At 36.1% G+C, this 14,782-nt stretch carries 13 protein-coding genes; 6 read left to right on the plus strand and 7 right to left on the minus strand.

Annotated elements, in window-relative coordinates; translation table 11 throughout:
• Positions 1 to 22 precede the first annotated feature (22 nt).
• The 6 genes from P162_RS00250 to P162_RS00275 are packed head-to-tail and all read left to right on the plus strand — an operon-like array spanning position 23 to position 6,214.
• On the plus strand, positions 23 to 1,138 hold the full coding sequence (locus P162_RS00250) for a glycosyltransferase (protein ID WP_031425087.1): 1,116 nt from the start codon (positions 23 to 25) through the stop codon (positions 1,136 to 1,138).
• The gene (locus P162_RS00255) at positions 1,139 to 2,023 is read left to right on the plus strand and encodes a glycosyltransferase family 2 protein (RefSeq protein ID WP_031425088.1); all 885 of its coding nucleotides are present in this window, start codon (positions 1,139 to 1,141) and stop codon (positions 2,021 to 2,023) included.
• Positions 2,023 to 3,039: a polysaccharide biosynthesis protein gene (locus P162_RS00260; RefSeq protein WP_031425089.1), complete on the plus strand. Its 1,017-nt coding sequence runs from the start codon at positions 2,023 to 2,025 to the stop codon at positions 3,037 to 3,039. Before P162_RS00255 ends, P162_RS00260 begins: the two co-directional genes overlap by 1 nt.
• A complete protein-coding gene (gene wecB / locus P162_RS00265; RefSeq protein ID WP_031425090.1) occupies positions 3,036 to 4,160 on the plus strand; it encodes a non-hydrolyzing UDP-N-acetylglucosamine 2-epimerase in 1,125 nt (374 codons plus the stop codon). The genes P162_RS00260 and wecB overlap by 4 nt, the downstream gene beginning before the upstream one ends.
• 3 nt (positions 4,161 to 4,163) lie before the next feature.
• The gene (locus P162_RS00270; RefSeq protein ID WP_051907699.1) at positions 4,164 to 5,033 is read left to right on the plus strand and encodes a dTDP-4-dehydrorhamnose reductase family protein; all 870 of its coding nucleotides are present in this window, start codon (positions 4,164 to 4,166) and stop codon (positions 5,031 to 5,033) included.
• Positions 5,030 to 6,214: a glycosyltransferase family 4 protein gene (locus tag P162_RS00275; RefSeq protein ID WP_031425093.1), complete on the plus strand. Its 1,185-nt coding sequence runs from the start codon at positions 5,030 to 5,032 to the stop codon at positions 6,212 to 6,214. The genes P162_RS00270 and P162_RS00275 overlap by 4 nt, the downstream gene beginning before the upstream one ends.
• A gap of 149 nt (positions 6,215 to 6,363) precedes the next feature.
• Here P162_RS00275 and P162_RS00280 read toward each other — a convergent pair whose 3' ends face one another.
• The 7 genes from P162_RS00280 to P162_RS00310 all read right to left on the minus strand — a co-directional run bounded on the left by P162_RS00280 (position 6,364) and on the right by P162_RS00310 (position 14,648).
• On the minus strand, positions 6,364 to 7,212 hold the full coding sequence (locus tag P162_RS00280) for a glycosyltransferase family 2 protein (protein WP_031425095.1): 849 nt from the start codon (positions 7,210 to 7,212) through the stop codon (positions 6,364 to 6,366).
• A 1-nt stretch (position 7,213) separates the two neighbouring features.
• On the minus strand, positions 7,214 to 8,215 hold the full coding sequence (locus P162_RS00285) for a hypothetical protein (RefSeq protein WP_031425097.1): 1,002 nt from the start codon (positions 8,213 to 8,215) through the stop codon (positions 7,214 to 7,216).
• Positions 8,216 to 8,218: 3 nt separating this feature from the next.
• Positions 8,219 to 8,680: an acyltransferase gene (locus P162_RS17975; protein ID WP_316931576.1), complete on the minus strand. Its 462-nt coding sequence runs from the start codon at positions 8,678 to 8,680 to the stop codon at positions 8,219 to 8,221.
• Between the two features lie 126 nt (positions 8,681 to 8,806).
• The gene (locus P162_RS00295; RefSeq protein WP_031425100.1) at positions 8,807 to 10,222 is read right to left on the minus strand and encodes an oligosaccharide flippase family protein; all 1,416 of its coding nucleotides are present in this window, start codon (positions 10,220 to 10,222) and stop codon (positions 8,807 to 8,809) included.
• 568 nt (positions 10,223 to 10,790) lie between these two features.
• On the minus strand, positions 10,791 to 11,915 hold the full coding sequence (locus P162_RS00300) for a GDP-L-fucose synthase family protein (protein WP_031425102.1): 1,125 nt from the start codon (positions 11,913 to 11,915) through the stop codon (positions 10,791 to 10,793).
• Between the two features lie 151 nt (positions 11,916 to 12,066).
• Positions 12,067 to 13,179: a GDP-mannose 4,6-dehydratase gene (gene gmd / locus P162_RS00305; protein WP_031425104.1), complete on the minus strand. Its 1,113-nt coding sequence runs from the start codon at positions 13,177 to 13,179 to the stop codon at positions 12,067 to 12,069.
• 71 nt (positions 13,180 to 13,250) lie between these two features.
• Entirely contained in the window at positions 13,251 to 14,648 is a 1,398-nt protein-coding gene (locus tag P162_RS00310; RefSeq protein ID WP_031425105.1) for a UDP-glucose 6-dehydrogenase, read from the minus strand.
• Between the last annotated feature and the right edge of the window lie 134 nt (positions 14,649 to 14,782).

Raw genomic sequence — 14,782 nt, forward strand, 5'->3', positions numbered from 1 at the left:
TCTTAATATCAGCATTGTTATCATGAAAAGAAAAAGAGAATTGAAAATTTTGGTTATAAATAGCGATGCAATTTATTGTAAAGAAAACCATCATTTTATTCACAAGAGTACAGGGACTTTTATCAAGAAACTAAAAGATTTGAATTATGAACCTACAATTTTTCATTTTCTTATACCATTAGAAAACTCTTCTATCACGTCTTTTGATTTAGATGACAATAATATTTCGTTTGTAGGCTTAAATAGAACATCAAATAAAATTACTTCGTATTTCAAGGCAAGCTTAAAATTATATACACTTTTCAAAAAAGCAGATTTTATCTATTGTTTTTACCCTAATGCTTTCGCTTATAATCTATTGTTATGCAAATTATGCAATATACCATACGGGCTATATTTAAGGGGAGAGAATAATATAAATTCTAAGTTATCACGGTATCTTATTAAGCATTCTAAATTTATTGCAACTGTTTCCCCACAGTTTACGAAAAGCGTGAAAAAATATAATACTTCTGCATTTACAATCGCTCCAATGATTGATTATAATTTAAAAGACATCCCGTTAAATAATATTAAAGACACAAATGAAAACCAAATACAATCCATTCTTTTTATAGGTAGAGTAGAAAGAGATAAAGGCATATTTGAATTAATAGAAGCCGTATCATTACTTAAAAAAAAGGGTTACGAGAATTTTATTTTAAATATCATAGGTCAAGGTCAACATTTTGATCATATACATGAGCAGATAATAAAATTTGAAATGCAAAACATTGTAAACTTAGTAGGTGTCGTATCCGATAAAAATGAATTAAAAAAATATTATCAAAATGCTGATTTATTTATTTTACCAACGTATCATGAAGGATTCCCAAGGGTACTTTATGAAGCAATGATTTTTAAAGTACCAATATTAACTACCTTCGTCGGTACTATCTCGAACCTCATGCAGGACGGATACAATTGTTATGAAATCAAAGCTAAAGATGTTAATAGCATTGTTCTCAAATTAGAAAATATTCTGAATGATTATAAAATTACTTATACGATAACTGAAAATGCTACAAAAACGATCAAAAAATATTTAAAAGAAAACAGTCGTAGTCACGAAGAGATAATTTCTGATAACATCAATTAAATGGAAGTTTTAATAAGCGTGATAATACCTTTCTATTCTAATATTAAATGGCTAAAAGAAGCAGTTGATAGTGTTCTTAATCAAACTTATCAGAACTTTGAGATTATTGTTATTAATGATGGTTCAAAAGAAAATGATGAGGACTTTATAAAAAAATACTCTGATTTTATAAAATATCATAAAACGGAGAATGCGGGTCCTGCAGCTGCAAGAAATAAAGGTATAAAATTAGCCAACGGAGAGTATATCGCATTTTTGGATTCAGATGATATTTGGAAAACCAACAAGTTGAAGATTCAATTGGACTATATGCTTCTCGAATCCCTTATCTGGTCACATACTGCGTATGAATTATTTACAGATCATGATAATAAAACTTATAAAACTATAGATGTCAATCATTTTAAAGGTGATGTATTCATCCCCTGTTTAATTTCATCTCCTATTGCAACACCATGCGTTATGGTAAAAACAGAGTTTTTAAGAGAAAATCCAACTATACAGTTTGCTGAAAATATGAGGTATGGTCAGGATGGTTTTATGTGGCTCAATATAGCCCGCCACAAAAAACTCGGGGTTATCAATGAATCCCTGACCAAAGTGCGAATGAGGGGCGGAAATGCCGCATTGCGAGCCAGGGTCTATTTACAGGTTAAGGCTCAAATGTGGAGTTATATAAAATCAAAAAAAGAACACGACAAAAGATTACAAAACTTACCTCTTTTTATAAAATCAGCGTATAAACTATCTTATTTTAATAATAGAATACTATTATTTCTTGAAAATAAAAATTGTTTAAACGCGGGTGTAGGAGAATTCATCTCAAAAATTCTATATACCCCTACTTTTATTTTGCTTAAACTTAAATCTCAAAACACATACTAATGTTTAGAAACAAAACTCTGTTAATCACCGGTGGTACAGGATCTTTCGGTAATGCAGTTCTAGATCGCTTTCTGGATTCAGAAATCAATGAAATACGTATATTTTCCCGAGATGAAAAAAAACAGGACGATATGCGCAATCTATATAAAAATGATAAAATCAAGTTTTATATAGGAGATGTACGTAATTATAACAGCGTTGAAAATGCCATGAGAGGTGTTGACTACGTTTTTCATGCGGCTGCATTAAAGCAAGTGCCATCCTGTGAATTTTTTCCATTAGAAGCCACGAAGACCAATGTTATGGGCTCTGAGAATGTGGTGCAGGCCGCCATAGCGCATAAAGTAAAGAAGGTTATCTGCCTGAGTACAGATAAGGCGGCATACCCCATTAATGCCATGGGCATGACCAAAGCCTTAATGGAAAAAGTTATAGTTGCTGCTTCTAGAAACGTAAACCCAGATGATACTACCATCTGCCTTACGAGATATGGAAATGTAATGGCCTCAAGAGGTTCTGTGATTCCACTGTTTGCAAAACAGATTAAAGAAGGAAAGGATCTTACGGTAACAGATCCCAATATGACCAGATTTCTAATGTCTCTTGAAGAGGCGGTAGAATTGGTGATTTTCGCTTTTAAAAATGGTCAACAAGGCGATCTTTTTGTACACAAAGCGCCAGCAAGTACTATTGAAGATCTTGCAAAGGCAGTATGCAATGTGTTCCATGCAAAGAATGAAGTCAGGATCATAGGCACGCGACATGGTGAAAAACTCTTTGAAACCTTATGTACAAGGGAAGAAATGTTAAAGGCTGAAGATTTAGGGGGTTATTTCCGCATTCCTGCTGACAATCGTGACCTCAATTATGAAAAATTCTTTGATGAAGGAGAAAAGGGTATTTCACAATTTGAAGATTACAATTCGCACAATACAACCAGATTGAGCGTTGCCGATGTTGAAAAGGCATTACTTGAATTGGGATATATTCAAAATGAATTAAAAAATAAAGTATGATCAAGGTTATGACGATCGTAGGCACCAGGCCTGAAATCATTAAACTAAGTGAGGTAATTAAAGAACTTGATAAATATACAAATCATATTCTTGTACATTCAGGGCAGAATTATGATTATGAGCTCAATGAAGTTTTCTTTAAGGATCTGGGATTGAGAAAACCTGATTTTTTTCTGGAAGCTGCCGGTACTAATGCCGCTGAGACCATAGGTAATGTAATTACTAAATCTGATGCTTTATTAGAACAGGAAAAACCAGATGCCTTACTGCTTTATGGCGATACCAATAGTTGCCTGTCAGTCATTGCGGCTAAGAGGAAAAAAATTCCAATTTTTCATATGGAAGCTGGTAACAGGTGTTTTGATCAGCGCGTACCGGAAGAAATCAACCGTAAAATCGTAGACCATCTCAGCGATATCAATATGCCACTTTCAGAACATGCACGACAATATTTGTTAAATGAAGGCCTGCGACCGGAAACAGTTATAAAAACAGGCTCACCTATGCTTGAAGTGCTTACCAGGCAAATGGAAGCTATAGATGCTTCTTCTGTATTACAACGGGAGGGTCTAAAAGCAAGAGATTATTTTATTGTAAGCATACACAGGGAAGAAAATGTAGATTCTGAGGAAAATTTTAATGATCTTATGGAATCCCTAAATGCGATCAGCCATCACTTTGATAAAAAGGTCATCATTTCTACACACCCCAGGACCAGAAAAAAATTAGAAGAAATCAACTTTGTTTCTGAGAACGATAAACTCGTTTTTTCAAAACCATTTGGCTTCCACGATTATATTCATTTACAGAAAAATGCTTTCTGCGTCATTTCTGACAGTGGGACGATTACTGAAGAAGCGTCTATCCTAAACCTCCCTGCGATAACTATTAGACAGGCCCATGAACGGCCCGAAGGTATGGATGAAGCCACGCTTATAATGACAGGGCTCAAAAAAGACTTGATCATGAACAGTATTGAAGTTATTACATCGCAATTTGCAGAAAAGGAATATCCTGTTCATAAAGTTAGAGATTACGATGTTGATAACGTTTCAACTAAGGTATTGCGGATAATCTTATCCTATACTGATTATATTAACCGAACCGTCTGGAAAAAATAAATTATGAAAAAGAAGATAATGATTCTCGGCTCTACGGGAATGCTAGGTCACCAAGTGTACTACCATTTTAAAGAAAACGGAAACTACGATATTACTGATGTTTCCTTTAGAAATAAATTGACTTCAGATAGTATAATTTTAGACCTTCACCAAAAGGAAGAGCTTGCAAATCTCATAAAAAAAGTCAAACCCGATTATGTAATTAATTGTGTGGGAATTCTTATTAAAGGTGCAAATGACAATCCCGCAAATGCAATTTACTTAAACTCTTATCTTCCCCATCTACTTGCACAGCTTTGTGATGATATACATGCGAAGCTCATACATGTATCAACCGATTGTGTATTTTCTGGTGATAAAGGCGGTTATACAGAACTTGATGTAAAAGATGGCAAGGATATCTATGCGAAAACCAAAGCGCTGGGTGAAGTTGAAAAAACACATCATTTAACGCTTCGCACCTCTATTATTGGACCAGAATTAAAGAAAAATGGCGAAGGACTCTTTGACTGGTTTATGAAACAGGAAGGAGAAACAAACGGTTTTACTAAAGCTATATGGTCAGGTGTTACGACGACTCAGCTTGCTAAAGTTATCGTTTCTGCAATAGATCAAGATCTAGAAGGTCTTTACCACGTTACCAATGGTGCATCTATTAATAAATTTGATTTATTGCAAATATTTAAAAGCATTACCGGTAAGGATATTAAAATCAATGCCGTTGAAGGAAAGCAGGTTGACAAATCAATAGTGGATACCAGATCAGAATTGAAAATGGAAATACCCACCTATTCCGTTATGATTGATGAAATGTATTCTTTTATGAAATCTCATCATTCCCTCTATGAGAATTACAGTTTAAGCGGAAAATGAAAATATTATTATTAGTAGATGATTACCTGCCGCAGAGTACTAAAATTGGCGCAAAAATGATGCATGAACTTGGAGTAGCCCTTATACATTCTGGTCACAGTGTAAGTGTTGTTACCCCAGATCATCGTATCGATAAAAATTACGTACACGAAGTTTTGGATGGAGTAAATGTATATCGTTTTAAATCTGGCGATGTCAAGGCAGAATCTAAAATCAAAAGAGCGATTAATGAAACGCTCTTGTCGTATAATGCTTGGAGGCATCTGAAAGATATTTTCATTAAGAATCCTTGTGAATTGATTGTTTATTATTCTCCCTCAATTTTCTTTGGAAGTTTAGTTAATAAGCTAAAACAAAAATGGTCAGCCAGAAGCTATCTCATTCTAAGGGATATCTTTCCCCAATGGGTTATAGATCATGGAATGATAAAGGAAAAATCTATTATAGCTACTTATTTTAGGGCCTTTGAGAGGAAAAATTATAAGGCAGCTGATAGCATTGGGCTTCAATCTCCTAAAAATCTAGAATGGTTTCAAAATAAATTTGGTCTCAAAAATAAGACAGAAGTTCTCTACAATTGGAGCAGTGAGAAACCTGTAATAAATTCCAATAACTCATTTAGGATTAAATACCATCTTACTGATAAAATTGTATTATTCTACGGTGGTAATATGGGAGAAGCGCAAGATATGATGAATCTGGTAAGACTTGCTCAAAAATTATCAAATTATAAGAATGCACATTTTGTTTTTGCGGGATCAGGCAATGAATTTGATTTAGTAAAAGAATCTATTGAAAAATTTAGCTTAACAAACATTCTGCTCTTGGAGCCGGTAAATCAAAAAACTTACAGAATGATGCTCAGTGAGTTTGACATTGGTCTTTTTACTTTACATAAAGAACATTCAACCTATAATTTTCCTGGAAAATTACTAGGATATATGTCGCAAGGCTTACCAATTTTGGGTAGTGTAAATAATGGTAATGACGTTGTTGAGACTATCGAAAACGCTGGAGCAGGTTTTGTTACTTATAATGGTAATGACAATAAATTTTTAGAAAATACTAGATATTTATTGGATAATGATCAAAAAAGGATTGAGATGGGCAACAATTCTTTAGACCTTCTTAAAACCAAATTTTCAGTTGAAGCAGCTGTTGATAAAGTAACTCAGATTTAATACCTCAGTGGTAAATATGAAGTTTTTAGTTCAGATATCTTTATGTAGTGAAATACAATAAAACCGCATTTTCTATGCCCAAAATCGCCATTATTGCCACTACCCCGTCCTAATTTTAGGATGGCTATACAATTCTTAAAACAAAAATTTTATTTGACATGCTTTCTTATACGTTGGGTATAAAATTTATGTAAGCGATTTCCCATAAGATTATTAAGGTTTACAATCGTAAAATTCTTAACCGCTGTAAAAAACCCTTTATGCCTTGAGGTATATCTAAATTCTGCTACAGGATCTACCCCAAGCGGGGAATACAAAAACCTAAACCTATTCGCTAAGGTCGTATCAGGTTTTCTGCCACGTAGGACCAAAAGCTCGTTTCGCTCGCAACTGCCCAGATATTCTGGTGTGGTATAAACGTGGATGTTGTTTTTTTGTGCCCGAAGACCGTAGTCATAGTCCCCCAGATGATGCCGGAAGGAAGCATCAAGAATACCTATTGTATCAACAACAGACTGCGGTACAAATACAACATTACCGTTCATAAAATGGATTTGCTGTAAGTTGCCGTTAGGTTCTATGGGATTTGTATATAAATCTTTGCCACCATATGTAAATGTTCCTGTTTCCGGATCATTGATTGCGGCGCATATGATGTGTTGATTTCCCTGTGTTTCGCTGTAAGCGATAAGGCACGCTAGTGCCTTTTCATAGAGCAGGGTGTCATCATTCAGCCAGATATAAGCATTATAATCTGATTCGGCTTTGATAGCGGTCTGCCAGGCCAGCCTCATGCCACCGTTCCAGAAGAGATCACCGCTACCCTCGATCACATGCACTTGTGGAAATTCTTGTCTCACTGCCTGCCCTGTACCATCTGTACTCCCGTCGTCAACGAGATAGATATCAAAATCCCCCTGCTGGTCCAGCAGTCGGCGTAAGCAGCTTAAGGTAATCTGCTTGCGGTTGAAACAAGTCATCAGGACAGCCGTTTTCATGCTATTGATTTTGTGGGATTTTGTTATTGACTATATCGTTTAGTTCCTCCAGATTTTTTGGGAAATAAACTTTTCCGGAATTTAAGTTGCTTATCAGGTAGTTTTTATAAGTACGCTGCCGTTCTTCACTTACCGGCTCTAAATAATCCACCAGGGATATCCCTATGCGGTTGCTTTGTGCTGCTTCTGTCACGGCACTGGTTGTATATCCTATAAAAACATCAAACCTGGAAAGCAGAACATTGGCCGGTATAAAAGAAGGCACCTCATCAAGTTCTTTTTCCCTGGAAAATTTATTGGGATATCTTGGATGGGCTTTGACAATTATATTATCGTTCCCAAAGTATTCAATTAACGCATCCATTTTTGTGGTGTATTCCTCTTCTTCAACATGATTGAGTTCCACAATAGTGCCCGTAAGAAGTAGGATTTTCGCGTGGTTGGACATAGGGAAAATCTGCCCTATTAGCCCATTGATATGGGTATGGTCAATTTCAACTTTTATTGTTTTTGCTTTTGTTTTTGCAAAAAAGCTGTCTTTTATCTTATAAATATAAACCTGCCCATTATACAAAGGGCTAAGCGCCGTGTTATAGATAAACCGGGAATAGGCAACCTCAATAATGGATTGTAGGGACCAGTGTTCCCTAAACTTCAAATCATTGAAAATAGGGACAAAAAAAAGTTGGGATTCCGAAGAAAGCTTTGTTATAAGCCAGTTTTCAAAACCGCCAAATGAACTATGAAAAAAATAAATACTTTTAAAGTCGTAGGCTCGCATTTCCTTTAAAATCAAAGGGCGCTGCTTAGTATAAAAATAAGGTCGTCTCGTATTTAATCTGCCCCTGAAGTAAATCTCAACATGGGGTAATGCCAGCTTTTCAAAGAATTCCCTAATTCCTGCTTCGTAAGTATAAACGACAACCTGCTCCCCTTTGCGCTCATTGATAATGGTGAGCACCGTAGGAATAAAAAGATTGGAAAGACAGAATAGTAATACCATGTTTTAAAAAAATTTGCCCTGATTTTTAAGAGTTTCAAACTGCTCTATATTTCTATATTTAAGTATTTTAATAGGATTTCCACCCACAATGGCGTATTTAGGAACATCTTTAGATAATACAGCGCCGCCAGCAATAACAGCCCCCTCCCCTATATGTACCCCGGGCATAATGGTCACATTTGCACCGCACCATACAAAATCCTCTATAACAATTTTTCCCGGAATGCTTATTTCATCATAAGGGATTTTAGATTCACTGGTGTAGTTATGGTTTGTCGAGAACATAGTAAGTCCCCTTCCAGTATGAAAGTAACGACCTATCGTAACCCCGCCATCACATTGAATAAAGGTATTTGATTTTAAATGGCTTGTTTTATCGATTTTAAATTTAGAAAGATCCCCGGAAATGGTTAGTCCTCCCCTGCCCTGACGAACGTATTTCACACGAACTCCATTTTTTTGCATGCGCGCTAGATTGCATTGCTCTATAAGCTCACCAACCCAGTTTATAAAAAGATCAATTTTAAAAAATAAGAAAAATCTAACCAATATTCGCATAGCTATAGTACTTGCTGTTGCATTGAATTCACTTTATATTGTTTTCAAAAGTAAAATACTTTTCCATTTATATAAAATAATCAAGAATCCCACTATTAATATAAAACCGACCTTAAGAAGGAGGAAAGTAAGCCCGGCGGGGAGATAAAAAGTATTTATAATAACGAAAAGTGCAAAAAGTATGAATAAAGGAACAATTTCTTTCCATTTATATGGAATAAAATAATACCGTTTTGCAATCTTATAAACCAGGAGGAAAAATAGGACCTGTGTAATGAGTGTGGCCCATGCAGCCCCTAGATAACCATAATTTTTTATAAGCAAAAAATTAAGTGCTATATTAACTCCTGCGGCGACGAGGTTAATATTCATAATTACCAGCGTCTTTTTCTCCTGATGGAAGGAAAGGTTCTGCAACGATATCATTTGAATAAAAAAAGTACCAAAAGCTATAAGCGGAATTACCGTATATGTTACCTGATATTCCTTATCGAAAAAGAGATAAATAATATCTTTAGATAAAAAGGCCACCACAAAAGTGACGAGCAACATAAAGACCACTAAAATATTATTGACCTGAAAAAGTTTACTCTTTGAACGTATTTTATCTTCACTATTTGCCAACTTATAGAATAATGGATTATATGCCATGAGCACTGCAACCGCTGCAAATTGTACGAGTTGGCCTATTTTATATCCCAGGGAATATATGCCCACACTATAGGTACCAAAATAGCGCTCAATAAATATACGGTCAGACATATTCACTATCCATGCGGAGAGTACTAAGGGTACGAGAGGTAAACAATAACGTAAGGTCTTTTTTAATAGTGCCATTTTAAAAGTAAAATGGGTAACACCCACCGTTGCTGGTAATAGAAAGATCAAACTCAGCCCACCCCCTACAGCAGCACCTTTAAGCATTCCTAAAGCTCCTTCTTCTTTAAAAATGACAAACCATATAACCGGTAAAACCTTTACGGTAAGAAGTAAGAGCGAAAACAGCAAATATTTACCTGCCTGTTGTTTTACCTGGAATGATATAAGGGGAACCAGTTCAAAGGTAGCGAAGAAGGCAGTTATGATCGCATAAACGTAAAAAGGCGCAAAAGGTATGGATTTATAAATTTCACCAACGGGGCGATTGAGCAAAAACAGCAATAGACAAATACTAATGGAAAGTACAAGAATGGAAAGGGACACCGTTCCCAAAAAATCTTTTTTCTCACTTTCCGTTTTGTAATCAAAGAATAGGCGATATATAGATCGCTCTAATCCCAGAGTAAAGAAAATAAGAATAATCCCTGAGAATACCTGCATTGAATTGACTATACCATAATCATCTGGAGTAAGATATTTAAGATATAAGGGTAATAAAAGAAAACTTAAAGCTTTAGTGATAAAGTTACCTATGCTATAGTATACCGTATTCTTAAGGAGTTTTGCCATAAATGAATGCCGAATGCAAATTTTCTGGGCGCCTTCAAATAATACAAACTTTTATTATCATTTTGAAAAGACTTTATAAGCGCATTTCCTGCAAAAATATAACTTTTATAATAGTTGTTGCGGCAAATAAGTCATTAACATTGTAAGAGCTGTAGCGCTGTATAGCCTTTGATTTCATTTGTACTTAAGCAGTATTCATGATGAAGCCTCCCATGAAAAATATTATATAAGAGATGCGTAAGCGCGCTTCTATTTGCGCTATTTGAAGATCTTATTATAAAGTTTATAAATTACTCAACTTTAAGAGCGCATATTTGTTTTTGCCTATAAGCAGTATAAGTATTATCTGAAATTTCCTTTACGGAAATAGAACGATAAGACGATATTTTATTAAAGCTATGAGAATGGTCTGATAGCGAATTTTTTTAAACATTATAATACTGTGTGTGGTGCATTACTAAATATAGTAAAAATTCAGCGCCATGATTAGCATGCCATTGACAGTTAGAATCCAATATAAATAGGGTATAGAATTTAAAATGCTGTACAAAAAGATGCCAACAGAAATTTATAATCCCTGATTTTTTGTTGCATACCACTCATAAACCCTTTGTAATCCTTCCTCTAACTGCACACTATGCTCCCAACCCAGATCGTGTAATTTGGTCACATCCGTTAATTTTCGCATGGTACCATCCGGTTTTTGATCATTAAAGTCGAAATCACCATCAAAACCTATGGTCTTCTTAATTAATTCCGCTAATGCCTTTATAGAAATATCTCTACCAGAACCTATATTGATATGGGTGTTTCTAATTTCTTTTCCCTTAGTATTTCCTGATTGTACTACATCAGTAAAATTGCGGTTCTCCATAAGGAACACACAGGCATCGGCCATGTCCTCACTCCATAAAAACTCGCGCATGGGCTTACCACTGCCCCATATCTCTACATGCACCTTATTATTTCCACCTGAACTGTTCTTATCAACAGAAATCCCATATTTCTTTAACATAGCAAGGATTTCGCTCTTGTCTGCTTTACCATTTAACCCTTCTATAGGGCGCCTATTTAGATCTTCCTCTACAACTTTCCAGTTATTTTCCCCTAAAGCCTTACCTAAATGAATCTTTCGTATTAAAGCTGGCAGCACGTGGGATTTTTCAAGGTCAAAATTATCATTGGGACCATACAGATTTGTGGGCATCACCGATATAAAATTGGTGTCATACTGCAGGTTGTAACTTTCGCACATTTTTATACCCGCTATCTTGGCTATTGCATAAGGCTCATTAGTATATTCTAAAACATCTGTCAGCAAATATTCCTCTTTCATAGGCTGAGGGCAACTTTTGGGATAAATACAGGTACTGCCCAAAAACATTAATTTTTTTACCCCATGTACATAACTTTGATGAATCACATTATTCTGAATCATCATATTAACGTAGATAAAATCAGCTCTATACGTATTATTTGCAACGATACCGCCCACCTTTGCAGCGGCTAGAAAAACATAATCCGGCTTTTCTTTTAAAAAAAATTGAGCTACTGCAACGCTATCGGTTAAGTCAAGTTCCTTATGCGTTCGCGTGACTACATTAGCATACCCTTTTCGTCCTAAATTTTGCAATAATGCACTACCCACGAGTCCGCGATGCCCTGCTACATATATTTTTGAATCTTTATTCATTCCTATTTTATATATACATTTAAAGTAGGCTCAAACCGTAAATCTGAACGGCAAAAAAGTTCTGAAACCAGAATTTATACAATGTTTTAGAATCAAACTTTTATAACGCTGTTGGAACTTTGCATTGACTAAATTAGTTCAGTAGATTTTATTATTCAAAATAGTTAAAAGTTTGATAGCCGCCATCCCTAAGATATTGATCTTTCCGCATTAGTTTGACATCACTTTTCATCATATCTTTTACTAAATCCTTCAATTCATATTCTGGTGTCCAGCCCAACTTATTATTTGCCTTAGATGCATCCCCTATAAGCAATTCTACCTCAGTGGGTCTAAAATATTTAGGGTCTACAGCAAGTACCTCACTTCCTACTTCTAATTGGTATTCAGGGTTGGCACATGATTTTATATAAGCTTTTTCATCCACTCCTTTTCCTTTGAATTCAAGTGTAATACCCACCTCCTGAAAGGCCATACGTACAAAATCACGTACAGAGGTTGTCTTTCCTGTGGCAATTACCCAATCTTCTGCTTCATCAGCCTGAAGGATCATCCACATCATACGCACATAATCCTTGGCATGACCCCAGTCCCGCTGAGCATCTAGATTTCCTAAAAAAACTTTATCCTGAAGGCCGAGGGCGATACGTGCTGTGGCACGTGTAATTTTTCGGGTTACAAAAGTTTCTCCGCGTATGGGAGACTCATGGTTGAATAAAATACCATTACAGGCAAACATATCATAAGCTTCTCTATAATTTACGGTGATCCAGTATGCATATATCTTTGCTACGGCATAAGGGCTTCGTGGATAAAATGGAGTGGTTTCAGTCTGAGGGACTTCCTGCACTTTACCGTACAATTCTGATGTGGAAGCCTGATAAATTCTTGTTTTTTTCTCTAGCCCCAAAAGGCGTACCGCGTCCAGGATACGCAAAGTACCAAGACCATCTGCGTTGCCCGTATATTCAGGTGTTTCAAAAGACACCTGTACATGACTCATCGCAGCCAGGTTATATATCTCGTCTGGTTGAATTTCCTGTATAAGCCGTATCAGGTTCGTACTGTCAGTCATATCACCATAATGCAGAATAAAATTCCGGTTTTCTACATGTGGATCTTGATAAAGGTGGTCTACACGGTCAGTATTAAAGAGTGACGCCCTGCGCTTCAAACCGTGTACGATATATCCTTTTTTTAGTAGAAACTCACTTAGATAAGCACCATCCTGACCGGTGACACCTGTAATAAATGCAATTTTCATGGTATGATTGTTTTAAGGTATTCGTATTTAGCTGGTTCAAGAATAAAAGTAAGTAATCTTATTTTGAACTTTTACTCCCCCTTGCCAATAGTATAGGTCTTAAAACCAACCTCTTCCAACTTTTCTGTATCCAGAATTGCCCTACCATCAAAAAGGAAAGCAGGTTTGAGCATATTTTTGAATACACGTTCCCACTCATAGGTTTTGAATTCGTCCCACTCTGTTAAAATAGCCACCGCATGTGCATCTTCACAGGCTTCATAAGGATCGTTTACTACATTGACCAGCGCCCTGTTTTCTTCTTCACTCCTGGTGTTCAAATAATCCAAATCTGCCAGGATTTTTTCCTTTTTGACTTTGGGGTCATAAATTGTGACTTCTGCCAGTTCGCTCAATAAATAATCTGTCACATATATCGCGGCAGATTCGCGTGTATCATTGGTGTCCTTTTTAAAAGCCCAACCCATGATAGCAATCTTTTTACCTGAAACTGTATTAAAAAGGGTGCGTACGATACGCTGTGCAAAACGTTTTTTCTGGTGATCGTTCATAATGATCACCTGTTCCCAATAATCAGCTACCGCGTTGAGGCCGTAGGATTTTGCGATATATACAAGATTGAGAATATCTTTTTGAAAACAGGAACCTCCAAAACCTACTGAAGCCTTTAAAAACTTAGATCCAATACGGGAATCAGATCCTATGGCACGGGCTACTTCTGTTACATCTGCACCAGTAACTTCACAAAGTTCTGAAAGGGCATTGATAGAAGATACCCGCTGTGCTAAATAAGCATTTGCAGTTAATTTGGACAGCTCTGAAGACCATACGTTAGTCGTTAATATTCTATCTTTTGGAAGCCAGTTAGCATAAATATTGACCAACGCCTGCTTTGCGCGTTTGCCCCTGGGTGTATCATCACCTCCTATAAGCACCCGATCTGCATTGAACAAATCTTCTATCGCAGTACCTTCGGCAAGAAACTCCGGGTTTGAAAGTATATCGTATTCAACCCCATTTCCTGTATTATCAAGAATACTACGCAGCGCTTCAGCGGTACGCACAGGTAGGGTTGACTTTTCTACTATAATTTTATTGGTCCTGGCAACGGTGGCGATCTGCCTCGCACAAAGTTCAATGTGCTTAAGGTCTGCCGCCATACCTTTTCCTATTCCATAAGTTTTGGTAGGCGTATTTACAGAAATGAAGATCATTTCCGCTTCATCAATTGCCTTATCCACTTCCGTAGAAAAAAATAGATTACGACCACGTGCTTCTTTCACAACATCAGCAAGTCCTGGCTCATAAACGGGTAAATTATCAAGGTTCTCATCATTCCAGGCAGCAATACGCCTGGCATTTATATCAACAACAGTTACTTTAATATGCGGACATTTCTGCGCTATAACTGACATCGTAGGCCCTCCTACATATCCTGCGCCAATACAGCAAATAGTGCGTACTTCCATTTTTTGTTTTTAAATTATATCGACAAATATAATATCCTTAAACATTAAATTCTAACACATGGGGTATAAATACAGGTATGTGCTCCAATAGTCACTTATTCTATTGAAGTTCTTTAATTTACCCTTAAAAAATA

Source organism: Flavimarina sp. Hel_I_48 (assembly GCF_000733945.1).
Classification (GTDB): domain Bacteria; phylum Bacteroidota; class Bacteroidia; order Flavobacteriales; family Flavobacteriaceae; genus Leeuwenhoekiella.

Bases quoted from the DNA above. Each gene is read 5' to 3' on its own strand.
- P162_RS00250 (WP_031425087.1), top strand. From the start codon at position 23: ATGAAAAGAAAAAGAGAATTGAAAATTTTGGTTATAAATAGCGATGCA.
- P162_RS00255 (WP_031425088.1), top strand. From the start codon at position 1,139: ATGGAAGTTTTAATAAGCGTGATAATACCTTTCTATTCTAATATTAAA.
- P162_RS00260 (WP_031425089.1), top strand. From the start codon at position 2,023: ATGTTTAGAAACAAAACTCTGTTAATCACCGGTGGTACAGGATCTTTC.
- wecB (WP_031425090.1), top strand. From the start codon at position 3,036: ATGATCAAGGTTATGACGATCGTAGGCACCAGGCCTGAAATCATTAAA.
- P162_RS00270 (WP_051907699.1), top strand. From the start codon at position 4,164: ATGAAAAAGAAGATAATGATTCTCGGCTCTACGGGAATGCTAGGTCAC.
- P162_RS00275 (WP_031425093.1), top strand. From the start codon at position 5,030: ATGAAAATATTATTATTAGTAGATGATTACCTGCCGCAGAGTACTAAA.
- P162_RS00280 (WP_031425095.1), bottom strand. From the start codon at position 7,212: ATGAAAACGGCTGTCCTGATGACTTGTTTCAACCGCAAGCAGATTACC.
- P162_RS00285 (WP_031425097.1), bottom strand. From the start codon at position 8,215: ATGGTATTACTATTCTGTCTTTCCAATCTTTTTATTCCTACGGTGCTC.
- P162_RS17975 (WP_316931576.1), bottom strand. From the start codon at position 8,680: ATGCAAAAAAATGGAGTTCGTGTGAAATACGTTCGTCAGGGCAGGGGA.
- P162_RS00295 (WP_031425100.1), bottom strand. From the start codon at position 10,222: ATGGCAAAACTCCTTAAGAATACGGTATACTATAGCATAGGTAACTTT.
- P162_RS00300 (WP_031425102.1), bottom strand. From the start codon at position 11,915: ATGAATAAAGATTCAAAAATATATGTAGCAGGGCATCGCGGACTCGTG.
- gmd (WP_031425104.1), bottom strand. From the start codon at position 13,179: ATGAAAATTGCATTTATTACAGGTGTCACCGGTCAGGATGGTGCTTAT.
- P162_RS00310 (WP_031425105.1), bottom strand. From the start codon at position 14,648: ATGGAAGTACGCACTATTTGCTGTATTGGCGCAGGATATGTAGGAGGG.